The sequence below is a fragment of the Nocardioides sp. NPDC057767 genome (assembly GCF_042798275.1).
Lineage (GTDB): Bacteria > Actinomycetota > Actinomycetes > Propionibacteriales > Nocardioidaceae > Nocardioides.
This window is the reverse complement of record NZ_JBHVKJ010000031.1, coordinates 17,432-34,546: the sequence shown is the minus strand read 5'-3', so window position 1 is coordinate 34,546 and position 17,115 is coordinate 17,432. Positions and strand designations below refer to the sequence as shown.

Annotated in this window: 16 protein-coding genes and 1 tRNA gene; 6 read left to right on the top strand and 11 right to left on the bottom strand. The window is 69.7% G+C overall.

The annotated features are described in order from the left end of the window. Positions 1–3 precede the first annotated feature (3 nt). Complete coding sequence (locus ACFVDI_RS17000; RefSeq protein ID WP_378907031.1) at positions 4–771, bottom strand: FkbM family methyltransferase; 768 nt, start codon at positions 769–771, stop codon at positions 4–6. A 115-nt stretch (positions 772–886) separates the two neighbouring features. Further along, on the bottom strand, positions 887–1,645 hold the full coding sequence (locus ACFVDI_RS16995; protein ID WP_378907029.1) for a DsbA family protein: 759 nt from the start codon (positions 1,643–1,645) through the stop codon (positions 887–889). 105 nt (positions 1,646–1,750) lie between these two features. Here ACFVDI_RS16995 and orn point away from each other — a divergent pair, with 105 nt between their 5' ends. The 3 genes from orn to ACFVDI_RS16980 all read left to right on the top strand — a co-directional run bounded on the left by orn (position 1,751) and on the right by ACFVDI_RS16980 (position 3,504). After that, positions 1,751–2,419, top strand: a complete 669-nt coding sequence (gene orn / locus ACFVDI_RS16990) for an oligoribonuclease (protein ID WP_378907111.1) — start codon at positions 1,751–1,753, stop codon at positions 2,417–2,419. A 48-nt stretch (positions 2,420–2,467) separates the two neighbouring features. After that, positions 2,468–2,543, top strand: a tRNA-His gene (locus tag ACFVDI_RS16985). 88 nt (positions 2,544–2,631) lie between these two features. Then, positions 2,632–3,504 (top strand): GNAT family N-acetyltransferase, encoded by an 873-nt coding sequence (locus ACFVDI_RS16980; RefSeq protein ID WP_378907027.1) that lies wholly within the window; start codon positions 2,632–2,634, stop codon positions 3,502–3,504. Between the two features lie 74 nt (positions 3,505–3,578). Here the strand turns inward: ACFVDI_RS16980 and ACFVDI_RS16975 are convergent, their stop codons facing one another. Together ACFVDI_RS16975 and ACFVDI_RS16970 are read right to left on the bottom strand one after the other, a co-directional pair. Then, on the bottom strand, positions 3,579–4,421 hold the full coding sequence (locus tag ACFVDI_RS16975; protein WP_378907025.1) for a ribokinase: 843 nt from the start codon (positions 4,419–4,421) through the stop codon (positions 3,579–3,581). A gap of 5 nt (positions 4,422–4,426) precedes the next feature. After that, complete coding sequence (locus ACFVDI_RS16970) at positions 4,427–6,799, bottom strand: phosphoribosyltransferase domain-containing protein (RefSeq protein WP_378907023.1); 2,373 nt, start codon at positions 6,797–6,799, stop codon at positions 4,427–4,429. Between the two features lie 149 nt (positions 6,800–6,948). On the opposite strand from ACFVDI_RS16970, the gene ACFVDI_RS16965 reads away from it, so the two are divergent. Then, positions 6,949–8,421, top strand: a complete 1,473-nt coding sequence (locus ACFVDI_RS16965) for a cellulase family glycosylhydrolase (RefSeq protein ID WP_378907021.1) — start codon at positions 6,949–6,951, stop codon at positions 8,419–8,421. A 4-nt stretch (positions 8,422–8,425) separates the two neighbouring features. Continuing rightward, positions 8,426–9,052, top strand: coding sequence for a TerD family protein (locus ACFVDI_RS16960; protein ID WP_378907019.1), 627 nt, complete (start codon positions 8,426–8,428; stop codon positions 9,050–9,052). A 159-nt stretch (positions 9,053–9,211) separates the two neighbouring features. Here the strand turns inward: ACFVDI_RS16960 and ACFVDI_RS16955 are convergent, their stop codons facing one another. Continuing rightward, on the bottom strand, positions 9,212–9,499 hold the full coding sequence (locus tag ACFVDI_RS16955) for a hypothetical protein (RefSeq protein ID WP_378907017.1): 288 nt from the start codon (positions 9,497–9,499) through the stop codon (positions 9,212–9,214). Positions 9,500–9,543: 44 nt separating this feature from the next. Continuing rightward, positions 9,544–10,530 carry a mycothiol conjugate amidase Mca gene (mca, locus tag ACFVDI_RS16950; RefSeq protein WP_378907015.1) on the bottom strand — a complete coding sequence of 329 codons (987 nt, stop codon included), beginning with the start codon at positions 10,528–10,530 and terminating at the stop codon, positions 9,544–9,546. A 125-nt stretch (positions 10,531–10,655) separates the two neighbouring features. Between mca and ACFVDI_RS16945 the strand changes: the two genes are divergently transcribed. After that, a complete protein-coding gene (locus tag ACFVDI_RS16945) occupies positions 10,656–11,048 on the top strand; it encodes a DUF4307 domain-containing protein (RefSeq protein WP_378907013.1) in 393 nt (130 codons plus the stop codon). A gap of 82 nt (positions 11,049–11,130) precedes the next feature. Here ACFVDI_RS16945 and greA read toward each other — a convergent pair whose 3' ends face one another. The 5 genes from greA to ACFVDI_RS16920 form a co-directional block, all read right to left on the bottom strand. Beyond that, a complete protein-coding gene (gene greA, locus ACFVDI_RS16940) occupies positions 11,131–11,643 on the bottom strand; it encodes a transcription elongation factor GreA (RefSeq protein ID WP_378907011.1) in 513 nt (170 codons plus the stop codon). 218 nt (positions 11,644–11,861) lie between these two features. Next, complete coding sequence (gene ilvA, locus ACFVDI_RS16935) at positions 11,862–13,073, bottom strand: threonine ammonia-lyase (protein ID WP_378907109.1); 1,212 nt, start codon at positions 13,071–13,073, stop codon at positions 11,862–11,864. Between the two features lies 1 nt (position 13,074). Then, positions 13,075–14,523, bottom strand: a complete 1,449-nt coding sequence (locus tag ACFVDI_RS16930) for an AI-2E family transporter (RefSeq protein WP_378907009.1) — start codon at positions 14,521–14,523, stop codon at positions 13,075–13,077. Positions 14,524–14,533: 10 nt separating this feature from the next. Then, positions 14,534–15,901, bottom strand: coding sequence for a glutamate mutase L (locus tag ACFVDI_RS16925; RefSeq protein WP_378907007.1), 1,368 nt, complete (start codon positions 15,899–15,901; stop codon positions 14,534–14,536). Continuing rightward, the gene (locus ACFVDI_RS16920) at positions 15,888–17,057 is read right to left on the bottom strand and encodes a cystathionine gamma-synthase (protein WP_378907005.1); all 1,170 of its coding nucleotides are present in this window, start codon (positions 17,055–17,057) and stop codon (positions 15,888–15,890) included. The genes ACFVDI_RS16925 and ACFVDI_RS16920 overlap by 14 nt, the downstream gene beginning before the upstream one ends. Positions 17,058–17,115 lie beyond the last annotated feature (58 nt).

Sequence of the window (17,115 nt, the reverse complement as noted above, 5' to 3'; positions counted from 1 at the left end):
CCGTCACGCTATCGCCGATCGACCGGCAAGGGCAGGGCTCAGGACCACACAGTCCTGGCGGTGCAAGGTGGGGTCGTCGAGAAGCTCCTCGACGGCGATGCGCTCGCCGGGCACCCGCCGCAGCACGGTCGAGTCCTTCTCCTTGACGAACACGTCCCGGGTCCGGGCCAGCTCGGCCAGATAGCCACGGTCCATGTGCTCGATCTCGAGCATCAGCGCCCAGTGTGTGTTGCGCTCCAGCGACCTGGCCGCGCCGTCGACGACCTCCCGCTCGAAGCCCTCGACATCCACCTTCACGCAGAACGACCGCCCCGATCCGCCGAGGATCTCGTCGAGCGTGGTGACCTCGACGTCGCGGAGCTGCCAGCGGGCCGAGCCGTCGTGGCGCTCGTCGTAGAGCGACGACGTTCCCGACCAGGTGCGGTCGACCGCGAACCGCGCCGTGCCGGGCCTGTCGGCGACGGCCTGCGAGCGAAGGTCGATCGCCACGCCTCGGGCCTCGAGGGTCTTGCGCAGGACCTTGTGGAGCGAGGTGTTCGGCTCGAACCCGATCAGCTCGGCGCCCGCCGGGATCTCCACCCCGACGAGCATCTCGCCGTAGTTCACGCCGATGTCGATCACGGTCTGCCACTCGTGCAGCCCGAGCGCCACCCGCCACAGCTCGAGCGAGCCACGGATGATCCGTCCCTTGTTGGCGATCAGGCCGAGAGCCCGCGGATCGGTCGGCTTCACATAGATCCGATGGCCTTCTTCGGTCGTCGCGTACGCCATCTCGAGCACCTTCGCGTAGGGGTCTTCGGCCAGCCGCCGTGGGCTGTCGCCGAACCGTACGGTGCCTACCGAAACGGGAGCCGAACCCCTGGCAACGCGGATCGGACGACGGGCGTCAGGAGATCTGCTCGACCAGATTGGCGGCGATGTCGTCGATGGAGTTGCCGTCCTGGAACTGCTCGCCGTCGAGCAGGATGGTCGGGGTCCCCTGCACGCCGTCGTCGGCGGCCGCCCGGGTGGCGGCGTCGGCCCAGGCCTTGCCGTCGAGGTTGGCGATCCGATCCTTGACCGCGGCCTCCTCGGCGCCCGCCTCGACGGCGAGGTCGACGAGGTCGGCGGCCTCGGGGAACGGGCCGGACTCGCTCGGCTGGTTCTCGAAGAGCAGGTCGTGGAACTTCTTGGCGACCTCGTCGCCGGCCTCCTCCTGGACGACCGCGAAGGCCGAGGTGGCGAGCTCGGAGTAGGGGCCGATCCGGTCGAGGAGCACGAACGGGCGGTAGTCGACCTGCACCTTGCCGTCGGCAGCGAGCTCGGCGAGATCCTCGCGGGACGCGGCCTCGAAGTCGGCGCAGTAGGGGCAGAGGAAGTCCTCGTAGATGACGACCTTGTGGGGCGCGTCGTCGGGGCCGATCACGAGGCCGTGCTCGCTGCTGCCGGCTTCGGGCGCGGCGATCTCGCTGTCCCCGGAGCGGTTCAGGCTGAACCAGACGAGGCCGCCGACGATCACGGCGATGGCGGCGCAGACCGCCACGACGGTGAGGATCGACTTGCGGGCCTGCTTCTTGCGCAGAGCCTCCAGCTCCGCGGCGGCCTTGGCAGCGCGGGCCTCACGCTTCTCCTTGCGCGAGGGGCTGCTGGCTGAATCCGTGCTCATGGGGCCAACATAGGTCGGTCTCCTGAGTGCATGCTGAAACCACGCCATGGGAACCGTTATCACATCGTCGCCTATCCCTCCGCGAAGCCGTTGAGCAGCGGCGTTATGGTGCTCTGCGTGGCTTCACTGAACGAACGTCTGGTCTGGATCGACTGCGAGATGACCGGGTTGTCCCTCGAGAACGACGCGCTCATCGAGGTGGCGGCCCTCGTCACCGACTTCGATCTCAACGTGCTCGGCGACGGGGTCGACATCATCATCAAACCCCCGGCCGAGGCGCTGGAGCAGATGGACGACTTCGTTCGCGACATGCACACCAAGTCCGGCCTGCTGGTCGAGCTCGAGAACGGTGTGACGATGCGTGAGGCGGAGGAGCAGGTCCTGGCGTACGTCTGGGAGCACTGCGGCAAGGACTCCCGGCCGCCCCTGGGTGGCAACACGGTGGCCACCGACCGCAACTTCCTGGCCCGCGACATGCCCGAGCTGGAGGGGTTCCTGCACTACCGCAACGTCGACGTCTCCTCGATCAAGGAGCTGTCGCGCCGCTGGTTCCCGCGGGCCTACTTCTCGGCTCCTCCCAAGCGCGGCAACCACCGCGCGCTGGCCGACATCCAGGAGTCGATCGAGGAGCTTCGCTACTACCGCGAGGCGGTCTTCGTGCCGATGCCCGGCCCGGACTCGGACACGGCCAAGGAGATCGCCGCCCGGCACGGCGCCTCGATCACCGGCCTGATCGAGCCGGACGAGGTCGCCGATTCCACAGATCCGGTCTGATTCCCCTATGCTTTCTGCTGGCTCGGACATGCGCTGTCCGGGTCGATGGTGGGCGTAGCTCAGCTGGTAGAGCATCGCGTTGTGGTCGCGAGGGTCGCGGGTTCAAGCCCCGTCGCTCACCCCATGGAAACGGCCCGTCCGAGAGGACGGGCCGTTCGTCATTTCCAAGAATTCTCTTGGATCCACGGAAATGCCTGACTAAAGTCAGATACATGACAGTGGACACCTCGGTGATGCGCAAGTTCAACATGAGCTACGTCCGTCGGGTCGGAGCCCTCGAGGAGTCCTTCCTCGGCAGCGGCCTCCCCTACGGCACCGCCCGCATCCTCTACGAGATCGGTCTCGGCGCCCGCACGGTCCAGGACCTGCGTACCCGCCTCGGCGGCCTGGATTCCGGTTACGTCAGCCGGATGCTGCGAAGCCTGGAGAGCAAGGGGTACGTCGCGACGGAACGCGACCCGTCCGACGGCCGGCGACGACTGGTGGTGCTCACCGAGGACGGCCTCAAGCAGTGGGACGACCTCGAGCGGCGCTCCGAGGAGCGCGCCCACCTGCTGCTCGACCCGTTGACGCAGCGACAGCGCGACCGCCTCAACGAGGCGCTGGCGACGGCCGACCTGCTGGTGCGGGCCGCCACGATCACCATCGAGCCGGTCGACCCGCGCGACCCGATGGCCCAGGAGGCAATGGGCCACTACTTCGCCGAGATCGGCGAACGGTTCGGGTTCACCGTCGGCGACGAGGGCTTCGGCGACGACCCCTCGCTGCGGCCGCCCCACGGCACCTTCTTCGTCGCCGCCAGTGACGGCGCACCGGTCGCCTCCGGCGGGGTGCGCGAGTTCGACGGAACCGGCGAGATCAAGCGGATGTGGGTCGACCCCGCCTGGCGCGGTGCCGGCCTCGGCTCGCGCCTGCTGCGCCACCTCGAGGCCGAGGCGGTTCGACTGGGCCATCGGGTCGTACGCCTCGACACCCGCGACGTCCTCAGCGAGGCGATCGGGATGTACGAGCGGGCCGGCTATGAGCGCATCGACCGCTACAACGACAACCCGCACGCGACCCACTTCTTCCGCAAGGAGCTCTGAGAACCTCGGGTACGACGGGGAGTTCTGCATGGGTTACTCGTCGGTAATCCCTGCAGAACTCCCCGTCGTACCCGTCAGAGACGGCCGTACGTCTCCAGCCGGTCCAGTGGCGGCTGGGCGCTGGGATGGGCGACGGCGGCCGCACCGACCGCACAGGCCGTACGCAGCGCCTGCTCGTCCGACGCACCCGAGAGGATCGCGAGGGTGAGGGCCGCGGAGAAGGCGTCGCCGGCACCGACGGTGTTGACGACATCCGCAACCGCGGCCGTGGGCACCCGCGCGGCCTCGGCGCCGTCGACGACCATCGCCGCTCCCGATGCCCCGTAGGTCACCGCGACCCGCCGGGCGCCGCGCAGCTCGGGCATCGCGGCGTACTCGGTCTCGTTGACGATGAACAGGTCGACGCGCTCGACGAGGTCCGCGGGGAGCGGGTGCGCGGGGGCCGCGTTGACCGCGACGAAACCGGCGGCCCGTGCCGCCACCGCCCGGACCACGTCCATGGACAGCTCGAGCTGCATCAGCACGGCCTCGTCCATCCCGACCGCGATCCCGTCGGCGTCGACCAGCGCGTTGGCGCCGCCGCACACCACGATCTGGTTCTCCCCCGCCGCGTCGACCGCGATCAGCGCGGTGCCGGTGGGCGCGTCGACGGTGCGTACGGCGGTGACGTCCACGCCGGCGGCCCGGATGGTCTCGAGCGCCGTGGCGCCGTCCGTGTCGGAGCCGACGGCGCCGATCATCCGCACCCGCGCGCCGAGCCGGCTCGCCGCGACCGCCTGGTTGGCGCCCTTTCCGCCGACGTCACGACGCAGCTGTCCTCCTCCGACGGTCTCACCGGCACCGGGCAGTCGGTCGACGAGCGCCGTCAGGTCGACGTTGACGCTCCCGACGACGAGCAGGTCCTGAGGCGGGCGCACCGGCATCAGGGACGCAGCAGGCCGATGCAGGAGTAGGGCAGGTCGGAGACCCGCTCCAGCGGGACTTCTCGCGCCTCGGCGAGCTTCCTGACCTGACCCAGCTCGGCGTCACGCGCCGGGTTGACCAGGATCTTGGCGGGCTCGCCGTGCAGCAGCAGCCGGACGGTCTCGTCGACACCGGCTGCCTCGACCAGGCCGACGTCGCCGTCCGCGAACCGCTCGGCGACCCCCTCGACCGCCTCCCAGCCCACCCAGGTGGGGGTGTGGTCACCGCCGAGGTGAGCCTCCAGGTCGAGCATCACCTTGGTGCGTACGATCGGGAACCTGGCCGCGACCGTGTCGATGAACTTCTTGGACACGTCGGCCGAAGCCAGCTCGGCGTGGAACACCGCGCCGTGGAAGTCGTTGGGACCGACCCGGTCGTCGTCGGCGACGGGGCGCGAGACGAGGCCCGAGACGGTGGCGTCGAGGCACGCCGACGGGATCAGGTAGTCCTCCCGGGTGCCGTAGACCGACACGCTCCGGCCCGGGTCGGCGAGAGCCGCGAGCTCCGGGGAGAAGGGCGAGGAGAGATGGGCGTCGAGCGTGGAGTTGGCTTTCTCCACCGAGGCCGCCAGCTCACGGGTGATCGCGCCGGTGCCGGTCCAGCCGTCCACGAACATCACTCGAGCGGGGTCGTGGTGCGCGGCCAGATAGGCGAGCGCGGTCTGGTCGATGCCGCGACCGTGCGTCAGCGAGATCGCGTAGTGGGGCAGGTCGAGGCCGTGCACCCGCTGCGCCCAGCGTCGCATCAGCACACCGATCGGAGTGCCGGACGGGGCCAGCGAGACCAGCACGGCATCCTGCCCGCGCCGCGCCAGGACGTGCTCGGTGACCAGGCCGACGGCGTACGCCACGCGCTGCGCCGACGCGCTCAGCGCCTCCTCGAAGAGCTCGAGATGGGCCTCCGCGCTCTCCTCGGCCGGCGTCTCCGCCTCGTCCGGGGAGAGGTCCTTGAGCAGCCAGGCGACGTCGTCTCGCTCGTAGGAGCCGAATGCGGGTCCGTGCAGCGGAGCGGGCAGCTGCCGGGCCGGCTGGTCGTGGCGCGGTTCCGGGGTGAACGCCGGGATGGTGACGACCACGACCCGGGGCGCTATCCGGGCGAGCTGGTCGACCAGGCCGCCCTCGGCGTGCAGCGCGGGTGTGTCGGCGGGCTCGTCGACGACGAGCACGATCGCCTCGAACGCCCCTTCCCACAGGTTGTAGGCGAACCTCGGACCGTCGCCGTCGGCGGGAGCGTCGTGGGAGGGGAAGGTGATCGCGGTGCGGATCGCATAGCCCGGATCGTCGACGTCGAGCACCGGCGAACGCGTGGTGGTCGAGTAGGTGATCTCGTGGCGCCGCCCCTCGGCCGCCCGCCGGTCGGCCAGCGCGGAGGCGATCCGCAGGGGTGCGTACATCAGCTCCTCGGTGCCCAGGACGTGCACGGGGCCGTCGGGGATGCGGCCGGCGATGGCGGCGGCGGTGACCGTGACCGCCGACTCGTAGGAGCTGGCGGCGCTGGTCGTGAAGCCGTGGCGGCCGCCCTCCGGGACGGCCCGCGGCCAGGTCGCGACGACCTGGACGACCTCGCCGCGCGGGCGCTGGGTCGGCTCGACGCCGGCCAGCTGGCGAAGGTTCTCGACGGTGTCGATGAGCCGGTTGCCGTTGTCGGCGAGGTCCTCGGGCAGCTCGATCTCGCCGCTGGCGAGGGAGACGACGTCCACGGTGGCGCGCAGCCGCTTGATCGAGCGCTCCATGCGGCCACGGTCGGCCTCCGAGCGCAGGTCGACGAGCGCGGCCACGACGTAGTGCTTGCGCGGGAACCGCTTGTGCAGCGCCCGGATGGTGCTGACGACGGTCTTGCCGGTGATGATCTCGTCGTCGACCAGGACCAGCGTCTCGGCGCGAGCGAGGAAGACCGGGTCGGCGGGCAGCAACCGGTGGGCCGTCGCGTGCGAGTGCTCCTCGAAGAAGTCGGCGACAGACTCGATGCCGTCGACGACCCGTCGGGTGGAGTGCAGGTAGGGCGCCCCGAGCGCATCGGCGACGAGATGGCCCAGCGCGGTCGCCGTCTCGGCGTAGCCGAGCACCACCGCGTCACCCGTGACCGCGGCGCGAGCCTTGGCCCCCAGGCGCAGCCCGGCGTCGGTCACCAGCCGCGGGTCCGTCGGGACGTGCTTGCCGAGGACGGAGGAGACGAGCAGCTGCGCCCGGCGGGGGTTGCGTCGCACCGCCAGGCCGACCAGATCGGTGATCATCATCCCGCTCGGCGCGTCGGTCGTCCGAAGACGCACGCCCAGACGTTCGGCCACCCAGGTCCCCGACCAGCCGCTCGTTTCGTCTCTCACAGGTGACATTCTCCCCCAATGTTTCGCACCTGACTCAACCGCAGAGAGGCAGCCCCTGTCCACTGCGGATCCGGTCTGAGCATCGCTTGTGCCGGATCTTCCGTCCAGAATGAGAACGTGTTCTTGTCGGATGTGATGAAGAGCACTAGGTTCCGCTCATGTCACCTCGCTCGGGAAGCTTCGGAATCGTTGCCGCCGCGGCGGCTGTGCTCGCGTTCGGGACCTCGCTGCTGACCCCGGTTGGGCCCGCGGCCGCCGACCCCGGGAAGGAGTCGCCGCAGCTCTCTCGCGAGGGACGCTGGCTGGTCGACCAGCACGGCCGGATCGTGCTCGTGCACGGGCAGAACCTGGCGTGGAAGCACGACCCGTACGTCCCGCCCGACTCGCCCGAGGGCTTCACCGCTGCCGACGCCGAATGGCTGGCGGAGCACGGGTTCAACGGTGCCCGGATCGGCACTCTGTGGGCGGGCGTGACCCCGGAAGCCCCCGGGAAGGTCGACGAGAACTACCTCGACGACTGGCAGCGGGTCATCGACCTGCTCGCCGAGGAGGGCATCTGGATGCAGTACGACTTCCACCAGGACATGTGGCACGAGACCTACGGCGGGGAGGGCGTGCCCGACTGGGCGGCGAAGCGGCCGGCGCCCTACAACCTGCACCCGCCGGTCAAGCTCTCGTTCCCGGCGACCTACATCACCCCGGAGCTGGCCACCGTCTACGACAACTTCTGGGCCAACAAGGACGGCGTCCAGGACGGCTGGGCAGCCGCCTGGGGCGCGGTCGCGCAGCGCTGGGGCGATCAGCCCTACTCGATGGGCTACGACCTCATCAACGAGCCGTGGGCGGGCCGGGAGTGGCTCTCCTGCCCGATCACCGGGTGCGCGAGCTCCTACCGGGACGAGTTCCAGCCTGCGTACGAGCGGGCGACGGCGGCGATCCGGAAGTCCGATCCCGACGGGATCGTCTGGTACGAGTCGCAGCTGCTCGCCAACCAGGTCCCCAACTCCAGCTTCGGGCCGGCGAACGACGACCAGGTCGGCTACTCCTGGCACAGCTACTGCCCCTACGGCTACCTCGACTCCCAGGGCATCCCGATCGGGGTCAGCGGGTGCAAGGACTACGACGAGACCCACAACCTGAAGGCGCTCGAGCAGGCCGAGACGATGGGCGCGACCAACCTGATGTCGGAGTTCGGCGCGACCGACAACACCGAGCTCCTGGCCATCGACACCGCCTCGGCCGACGACCACTTCACCTCCTGGATGCACTGGGCCTACAAGCACTGGGACGACCCGACCACCGCCGACGGCCGCCAGGGCATGTTCACCGACGACGCCGATCTGTCGACGGTGAAGCAGGACAAGCTGCGTACGCTGGTCCGCACCTACCCGCAGGCCACGGCCGGCACGCCGGTCGACCTCTCCTTCGACCCCGGGACCGGCGAGTTCAGCTACACCTACGAGCCGTCCGCGGACACCGATGAGCCCACCGAGATCTACGTCAGCCCGCTCCACTACCCCGACGGGCCCGACATCGCCGTCGAGGGCGGCCGAGTCGTCGGCGAGGCCGAGCACCACCGGATCCTGGTCGAGCCGACCGGAACGGGGCCGGTGACCGTCACCATTGACTAGGCTGGTGGTGTCCCGCCCGCTCCGCCCGCGTCGGCCCAGCCATCGGAGGATCAGTTTGTCCGTCTCGCTCGCTCGGGGACAGTCGGTCTCGCTCACCACAGGTGACGGCAGCAGCATGACGCACGTGCGGATCGCGCTCGGTTGGGACGCGGTCCGGCAGGGCCTCTTCGGCGGGTTCCGCGGCGCCGACGTCGACCTGGACGCCTCCGCGATCCTCTACGACGCGGCGGGCGGCCACCTCGACCAGGCCTGGTTCCGGCAGCTGAAGTCCAGGAACGGCTCCGTGGTCCACTCCGGTGACAACCGCACCGGAGCCGGCGACGGCGACAACGAGTCGATCATCGTCCACCTCGACCGGGTGCCCGCCGAGGTCGCGCAGATCGTGTTCACGATCAACTCGTTCACGGGTCAGAGCTTCGCCCAGATCCAGAACGCCTTCTGCCGCCTCGTCGACGAGAAGACCCACACCGAGATCGCCCGCTTCGACCTGAGCCAGACCGGCCCGCACACCGCGGAGATCATGGCCAAGGTCAGTCGCTACGACGGCGGCTGGATGATGACGGCGCTCGGCGAGATCGGCAACGGTCGTACGTTCCAGGACCTGCTGCCGTCGATCGCGCCGACGCTCTGACGCCTGGCCGACGCCGAACGCCGAACGCCGCCAGGATCAGGGTGAGCTGACCGACCTGCACCCTGCGTAACCCTGGCGTCGGGCCCGGACGGACAGAAGGCTGCGTACGCAGGCGACGCCCGCTCTCACGGCCGAGCTCGGCGGCACGCTCGGCGCGGGCTAGCGCTTCAGCTTCTTGATCTCGTCCTTGGCGGCCTGCTTGGCGATCGCCTCGGCCTGGGCCTCCTCGCCGAAGACGCCCTCGACCTTGGCCTTCTCGACCTTCTTGAACTGACGCAGCATGCTCCAGGCGATCACCGCGACCGCGACGCAGAGCGCGATGAAGATGCCGAAGGCGGTCCAGCCCGCGACGACGTCCTCGTCCTGGGGCGGGTTGGGCTCAGGAGCGGGCTGGGAGGTGTAGAACGACTGCGTCGTCGCAAGGGTCGTCATCGGAAGGCCGGACATGGGGACATTGTCTCACCTTCGCCTGAGAACGACCCAGCCTGGGCTCAGGCGGTGATCACGTTGCCGAAGCTGATCTCGCGGCCGACCGCGGCCTTGCCCTCGTCGTCGGCGGTGGACACGTCGAGGCCGGCGAACAGGTCGGTCTCCTCGCGCTTCTCGGCCTCGGGGACCGGCACGTAGGAGGTCACCAGCTCGTAGTCCTCGGTCGGCCACGCCTCCTTCTCGATCTCCCGGGGCACCGCGAACCAGGGGCCGTCGGGGTCGATCTGGGTGGCATGCGCGAGCAGCGCCTGGTCACGTACGCCGAAGAAGTCGGCGCACTCCACCTTCGTCGTGACGCGCTCGTCCCAGCCCGGGTCCGGCTTCCACTCCTCGAGGCGCTCCTCGTAGGGCGAGCTGAGCCCGTGGCTCTTCATCGCCTCGTGCAGGGCGACCATGCGCGGGTAGTTGAAGGTGTGGCTGTAGTAGAGCTTCAGCGGCTGCCAGGGCTCGCCCGCGTCCGGGAACAGGTCGGGGTCGCCGGCCGCCCGGAACGCCTCCACCGAGACCCGATGGCACATGATGTGGTCCGGGTGCGGGTAGCCCCCGTTCTCGTCGTACGTCGTGACCACGTGCGGCCGGAACGAGCGGATGATCTCGACGAGCCGGCGCGTGCTCACCTCGAGCGGCATCCGGCCGAAGCAGCCGTCGGGAAGCAGCGACCAGTCCTTGTCCGCCATCTCCTTGACCAGCATGAACTCCTCGACCCACCCGGAGTCGACGAACCCGAGCCAGTCCTGCTTGATGCCGAGGATGTCGCGGGCGCGGTGCATCTCCTCGCGGCGGATCTCGTGGATGTTCTCCAGGATCCCCGGGCGCTCCATCTTCGGGTTGAGGATGTCGCCCCGCTCGCCACCCGTACACGTCGCGACATGCACGTCGACACCTTCGGCGACATACTTCGCGGTGATCCCGGCGCCCTTGCTCGACTCGTCGTCGGGGTGCGCGTGCACGTGCATCAGGCGGAAGGCCTGCTGGAGCTGCTCTGGCATGGGTTCAATCCTAACCACGCCCCGTCTCACGGTTCGGTTACCCGCTCCCAGTCCGCGGACAACATTCGTGGTAGGCCGCAGGGACGGATGTGCGGTCTGCTTCCGCGGGATGGGACCATGTCCTGGTGAGCACGCCCTCAGCCGAAGAGTCCCGCATCGCGACCCGCTACGGCCGCGGCCCGCGCCGTCGCCCGGGCGTACTCATGATCGCCCTCGTCCTCGCCCTGGTCGCCGTCATCGGCTGGTTCGGCTGGGCGCTGTGGCTCGCCCTGCACCCCGAGGTCTCCTCCGGGCTGGAGAAGTGGGAGGCGGTCAGCGAGAACGAGGTCGAGGTGACCTTCGTCGTACGTCTCCACGACAAGGACGCGAAGCCGGTCTGCACCGTCGAGGCCGAGGACGACCAGGAGGAGAAGGTCGGCCACCTCGAGTTCACCGCCGGAGAGGGGCGTCAGACGATCACGATCCCGACCGAGCGCCGTGCGCTGCGGGTCGAGTGGGGTGACTGCACGGTCGAGTGACCGTACTTCTCAGGTGATTCCTGCACTTCTCGGGCAGTGCAACGCCAGAGAAGTGCAGGAATCACCGGTTAACCGGGTATTCCTACTGACCGGTGAAAACCTCGGTCTTCAGGATCTCGACCTTGAGCGGCCCGCGCGGACCCTCGTAGGTCACCGTGTCACCGATGCGCGCGCCGATCAGGGCTGCACCGATCGGCGAGGCGGCGGAGGAGATCTCGACTCCGCCGGCGTACTCCTTCATCTCGATGGAGGCGATCAGACGGGTCTCGGCCTCGTCGTCGTCATCGCCCTCGAACTTGAACGTGACCAGCTTGCCGACCGAGACGACACCGTCGTCCTCGGGGACCGTGGTGTCCGCCTTGCGGAGCAACGCCTCGAGCTGCTGGATCTGACCCTCGAGCTTGCCCTGCTCCTCACGAGCGGCGTGGTAGCCGCCGTTCTCCTTGAGGTCACCTTCGTCGCGGGCGGAGCTGATCTCGGCGAGGATCTCCTGGCGCCGGGGGCCCTTCAGGTATTCCAACTCCGCGGTGAGCTTGTCGAATGCACCCTTGCTGAGCCAGATCGTGGCAGCCGTGGTCTCGGTCGACTGAGTCATAGCGAGTTACTCCTGATGGGTAGTGAATAGGTAAGGGGCGCCGGTCAACCCCCATCAACCGGCGCCTTTTCTCCCTGCTGTGCGGGCGTAGTTCACCCAGCGGAACGTTCTGCGGGAGATTGTCAGAAGGTTCAGTTTAACAAGGCAACCACACCCGGAGACAGTTCGCGACCGAAACGTTGCCCAATCTGCCTCCGAGACCGTTCCCCGGCACGGGGTCACGGGCTGACGGCTGGATAACCCTTGCTGCGCAGCTGTTCGAGAACGCGCTCGGCATGGTTCTGGCCACGGGTCTCCAGCTGGAGCTGCACCCCGACCTCGGCGAGCCTCAGCCCGGGATTGGTGCGCGAGTGCACGACCTCCATGACGTTGGCGCCGGTGTCGCCGATCACCGAGAGCAGCGTGGCCAGCGCGCCCGGCTGATCGGGGATCGTGACCGCGACCGGCAGGTAGCGCCCGGCCAGCGTCATGCCGTGCTGGATCACCTTGCCGAGCAGGAGCGGATCGATGTTGCCCCCGGAGAGCACCACCACGACCGGGCCCTCGAAGGCCTCGGGAGCGTCCATCAGGGCGGCGACGCCGACGGCGCCGGCGGGCTCGACGACCAGCTTGGCCCGCTCGACGAGCGCGAGCAGCGCGCTCGAGATCGACTCCTCCGAGACCGTGCGGATCTCGTCGACGTAGGACTGGATCATCGGGAAGTTGGTCTCCCCTGGCAGTCCGACCGCGATGCCGTCGGCCATCGTCGGCATCTTGTCGAGCCGGATCGGACGGCCCTCGCGCAGCGAGACCGGGTAGGCGGCGGCGGTCTCCGCCTGCACGCCGATCACCTTCACGTCGGGGTGCTTCGCCTTGATCGCGAGCGCCGCCCCGGCGAGGAGGCCTCCACCGCCCAGCGGGATGACGACGGTCTTGACGTCAGGGGCCTGCTCGAGGATCTCGAGCCCGATCGTGCCCTGGCCCGCGACCACGTCGGGGTGGTCGAAGGGGTGAATCATCACCGCACCGGTGCGCGCGGCGAAGTCCATCGCGGCATCGAGGCACTGGTCGACGTACTGGCCCTCGAAGATCACCTCCGCGCCGTAGGCGCGGGTGGCCTTCTCCTTCGGGATCGGCGCGCCCTCGGGCATGAACACGGTGGACGGGATGCCGAGGGTCGTCGCCGCCAGCGCGACCCCCTGGGCGTGGTTGCCCGCACTCGCGGCCACCACCCCGTTCTTCCGCTGCTCCTCGGGCAGCCGGGCGATGCGTACGAATGCTCCACGAGCCTTGAAGGAGCCCGTACGCTGCAGGTTCTCGCACTTGAGGACGACCTTGTCGCCGACGATGTCGGTCAGCCAGCGAGATCCCTGGACCGGGGTCTCGGTGATGTGGTCGCGCAGCAGCTCGCGGGCCTCGAGGATGTCGTCGTACGTCGGCTGAGCGTGCATCTCAGGCACTGCCTGCTCCTGGGCTCGGTGGGGGTGGGGAGGTCGGGCCGTTGACCGGCGGCGGTGGCGGTGGCGACGTCGGCGGAGCGGCCGTGGCCGGCGTGGTGGCCGGGACCGCGGTCAGGTGGTTGGCCACCGCGTTGAGAGCCGCCACGAGCGGCACCGCCACGAGCGCACCGGCCACGCCACCGAGCACGATGCCGGTGGCGACCGCGAGGATCACCCCGAGCGGGTGGACCCGGACCCAGCGACCGAGCAGGAACGGCTGCAGGCCGTGGGCCTCGAGCTGCTGGACGAGGATCACGCCACCGAGCATCAGCAGCGCGGTCACCGGTCCCTGGGACACCAGCGCGACGAGCACGGCGACCGCGCCGGCGACGGTGGCGCCGATCAGCGGCACGAACGAGCTCAGGAAGACGAGCACACCGATCGCGACCACGAACGGCACCTGCAGGGCCGCCGCGATGATCATGATGCCGATGGCGTCCACCGCGGCGACGATGACCGTGGCGCGGGTGAACTGGGTCAGCGAGACCCACGCGACCCGGCCCGAGCTGTCCATCCGGCTGCGCGCCGCGCGCGGCGCGAGCCGGACCAGCCAGCCCCAGATCCGCTCGCCCTCGGCACAGAAGAAGTAGGTGGAGAAGAGCACGATGAACAGGCCGGCGAAGACGTCGAGGGCGACCCCGCCGACCTCGCTGACCCGGGAGAACGGGTTGGCGGCGTAGGCCGCCGCCCAGTCCTCCAGGGTGGTCTGCACCGTGTTGAGCCAGGTGTCGATCTGGGTCTCGCTCGCGTGGAGCGGACCATTGATCAGCCAGTTCCGGATCTCGTCGAGCGCCTTGACGGTCTGCCCGGCCAGGTCGGTGAAGCCGTTGGCGACCTGCGTGCCGGCGAAGCTCAGCATGGCGATGACCGCCGCGAGCACCCCGATCACCACGAAGAGCGCCGAGATGCTGCGCTTCAGGCCGACCCGAGCCAGGCCGTTGACCACCGGGGAGACGAGCGCGGCGATCAGCAGCGCGATGACCACCGGCACGACGACGATGCTGAGGAAGCCGAGGGCACGGACGATCAGATAGCCGGCCGCGACGATGACCAGGAACCGCCAGCCCCACTGCGCGGCCAGCTCGACGCCGTAGGGGACGTGCGACCGGCTCGCGGATGTCGGGACGGTCACCGGCTCGGGAGCGGCCAGCTGCTCCTGACGCTCCTCGCGCAGGCGCTCGAACTGGTTGACGAGGCGCAGCGCGAAGTTCTCGGCCGACTCACGGGCTTCGGCGGCGGCCTCCTTGGCCACCTCCGCAGACTCCCGCGCATCGGCCTCCTCCTGCGCGTGGCGCTGGGCCACACGCGCCTCCCGGCTGCGCCTGAATGCGCCTGTCACCCGCTCGAAGCTCTCCTTGGCGGTCGACTTCTCGCCGCCGGGAGCATCCCCCTGATCCGTCACCTGACAGAGGCTACCGGGAGGGTGTGAGGTGGGTCGCAAGGTGGCGTGCGGTGGCTGGGTGGGCCCGCGCCAGCAGGCCCACAGCGGCGAGCACGTAGTCGCTGTCCACCGTCCGCAGAGGCGCCTCGGGTAGCTGCCACCCGCCACGGGCCGACCAACGCATCACGCGGTCCTCGATGTGCTGACGACCGTGCCGGAGTACGCCGCCGGAACCGATCACCACGCCGACCCGGCGCAGATCGGTGCCGGTGCGCTCGATGACCTTGCCGCTCGGCGACAGCACGACCCGGGACCGTCCGGCGTGCCGCTGCAGGGCCGTGCAGATCGCGATCCTCGCGAGGAGCTCGTCGATGTCCTTGTCCTGCTCCGTGCGCGGCAGCCAACCGGGGTGGTTGCGCCGGTGGTCGACCTCGCCGGAGAGATCGGACTCGGCGAGCGAGGGGTCGCCGTGGTCGGCGGCGTCCAGGGTGGTCGGGGCCGACCAGCGCATCCCCAGATCACCCTCGACCGTTCGGGTCACCGGAGTGACCGCGACGACCTCCTCACGGACGTGCTCGGCCTCGGGGTCGGGGCGGACCACGCTGTGCACGTCGGTCGTGGCGCCGCCGACGTCGACGACGACCACGTCCTCGCCGAGCACCTCGGCCAGCGTCTCCACTCCCTGGAGGACCACATCGGGGGTCGCACCCTGGACGATCCGCCGGAAGTCGGCCCGGCTGCTGAGGTTCTTGCCGCCGATCACGTGCTCGAGGAACATCTCCCGGACCGCCGCGCGGGCGCTCTCGGGCGCGAGCACGCCGATCTTGGGAACCACGTTCTCGCAGGTCACATGGGGCACGTCGGCCAGGATCTCGTCGATCTCGGGGTTGGCCTCGCGGTTGCCCGCCACGACCACCGGCCCGCGCCAGCCAGCCCCGGCAAGCTCGCGCGCGGCGGCGACGATGGCGTCCCGGTTGCCGCCGTCGGTGCCCCCGGTGAGCAGCACCAGGTCAGGGGTTGTGAAGCTGAGAGTGGCCCCTAGGTCACTCTCGGCTTCACGACCTGCGGTTGCGATCACCGCGACGACCTTGCCACCGCTGGACAGCGCCACGCGTCGGCCGGCCTCCGCGGTCACCAGCTCCTCGTTGCCGACCACGGCGATCCGGAGACCGCCGCCGGCCGAGGAGCAGGCGAGGATCTCGGCCGTCGTCGCCCGCGGATCGATCTCGGCGAGGGTCGCCAGGCAGGCGTCGTACGCCTCCATCACCTCGTGCAGGGACGTCGGCGCGCTCGCTGAGCCGAGGACCTCGCCAGAGACGAGGTCGACGTGGAGGGCCTTGGTCCAGGTGGAGCCGAAGTCGACGCAGACGGCGGTCTGTGGGGCGTCAGCTCTGGTCAAGGGCCTGCTCGAGATCGGCGACGAGGTCCTCGGCGTACTCGATCCCGACGGAGATCCGCACCAGGTCGGCCGGCACCTCGAGGTCGGTGCCGGCGACCGACGCGTGGGTCATCCGTCCGGGGTGCTCGATCAGGCTCTCGACCCCGCCGAGCGACTCGCCCAGCGTGAAGATCTTGGTGCGCTCGCACACTGCGAGCGCCTGGGCCTCACCGCCGGTCACCCGGAAGGAGACCATGCCGCCGAAGCGCTTCATCTGCTTCTGCGCGACCGTGTGGCCGGGGTGGGTCTCCAGGCCCGGGTAGATGACCTCGCCGACCTTCGGGTGCGAGGTCAGGAAGTCGGCGACACGCTCGGCGTTGTCGCAATGACGGTCCATGCGTACGGCCAGGGTCTTGAGGCCGCGCAGGGTCAGCCAGGCGCCGAACGGGTCGGCGATGGCGCCGGCGGCGTTCTGGAGGTAGCCGATCTTGTCGGCGAGCTCGAGGTCGCGGACGACGACGGCGCCGCCGACGACGTCGGAGTGGCCACCGACGTACTTGGTCGTGGAGTGCACCACCACGTCGGCGCCCAGGGTGAGCGGCTGCTGCAGGTAGGGGCTGGCGAAGGTGTTGTCGACCACCAGCCGGGCGCCGGCCTCGTGGGCCACGGTGGCCAGGGCCGAGATGTCGGCGATGTTGAGCAGCGGGTTGGTCGGCGTCTCGACCCAGATGATCTTGGTCTTGCCCGGCTGGATCGCGGCCGCGACCGCGTCGACGTCGGCGACCTGCGCGGGCGTGTGCGCGATCCCCCACTGGCTCTCGACCTTGTCGATCAGCCGGTGGGTGCCGCCGTAGGCGTCGTCGGGGATGACCATGTGGTCACCGGGCCGCATCAGGCTGCGGATCAGGGTGTCCTCGGCAGCCAGGCCGGAGGCGAAGGCGAACCCCTTCTCGCCCTCCTCGACCGCCGCCAGCGCACCCTCGAGCGCGGTGCGGGTCGGGTTGGCGGAGCGGCTGTACTCGTAGCCGTTGCGCAGGCCTCCGACGCCGTCCTGCTTGTAGGTCGTGGTGGCGTAGATCGGCGGGATCACCGCACCCGTCGTCGGGTCGGGCTCGTAGCCCGCATGGATCGCCTTGGTCTCGAAACCGGCCTTGCCGAGGTGCTGCTGCTCGCTCACACACCGAGCCTACGTCCGAATCGCCTCCCGGCCCATCCGGGAACGTTCGCGCATCGAA

What these genes read in the sequence shown, in the direction of transcription:
- orn (WP_378907111.1), top strand. Translation starts at nt 1,751, where the DNA reads ATGGTGCTCTGCGTGGCTTCACTGAACGAACGTCTGGTCTGGATCGAC.
- ACFVDI_RS16955 (WP_378907017.1), bottom strand. Translation starts at nt 9,499, where the DNA reads ATGTCCGGCCTTCCGATGACGACCCTTGCGACGACGCAGTCGTTCTAC.
- ACFVDI_RS16970 (WP_378907023.1), bottom strand. Translation starts at nt 6,799, where the DNA reads ATGTCACCTGTGAGAGACGAAACGAGCGGCTGGTCGGGGACCTGGGTG.
- mca (WP_378907015.1), bottom strand. Translation starts at nt 10,530, where the DNA reads ATGCCAGAGCAGCTCCAGCAGGCCTTCCGCCTGATGCACGTGCACGCG.
- ACFVDI_RS16995 (WP_378907029.1), bottom strand. Translation starts at nt 1,645, where the DNA reads ATGAGCACGGATTCAGCCAGCAGCCCCTCGCGCAAGGAGAAGCGTGAG.
- ACFVDI_RS16965 (WP_378907021.1), top strand. Translation starts at nt 6,949, where the DNA reads ATGTCACCTCGCTCGGGAAGCTTCGGAATCGTTGCCGCCGCGGCGGCT.
- ACFVDI_RS17000 (WP_378907031.1), bottom strand. Translation starts at nt 771, where the DNA reads ATGGCGTACGCGACGACCGAAGAAGGCCATCGGATCTATGTGAAGCCG.
- ACFVDI_RS16980 (WP_378907027.1), top strand. Translation starts at nt 2,632, where the DNA reads ATGACAGTGGACACCTCGGTGATGCGCAAGTTCAACATGAGCTACGTC.
- ilvA (WP_378907109.1), bottom strand. Translation starts at nt 13,073, where the DNA reads ATGCACGCTCAGCCGACGTACGACGACATCCTCGAGGCCCGCGAGCTG.
- greA (WP_378907011.1), bottom strand. Translation starts at nt 11,643, where the DNA reads ATGACTCAGTCGACCGAGACCACGGCTGCCACGATCTGGCTCAGCAAG.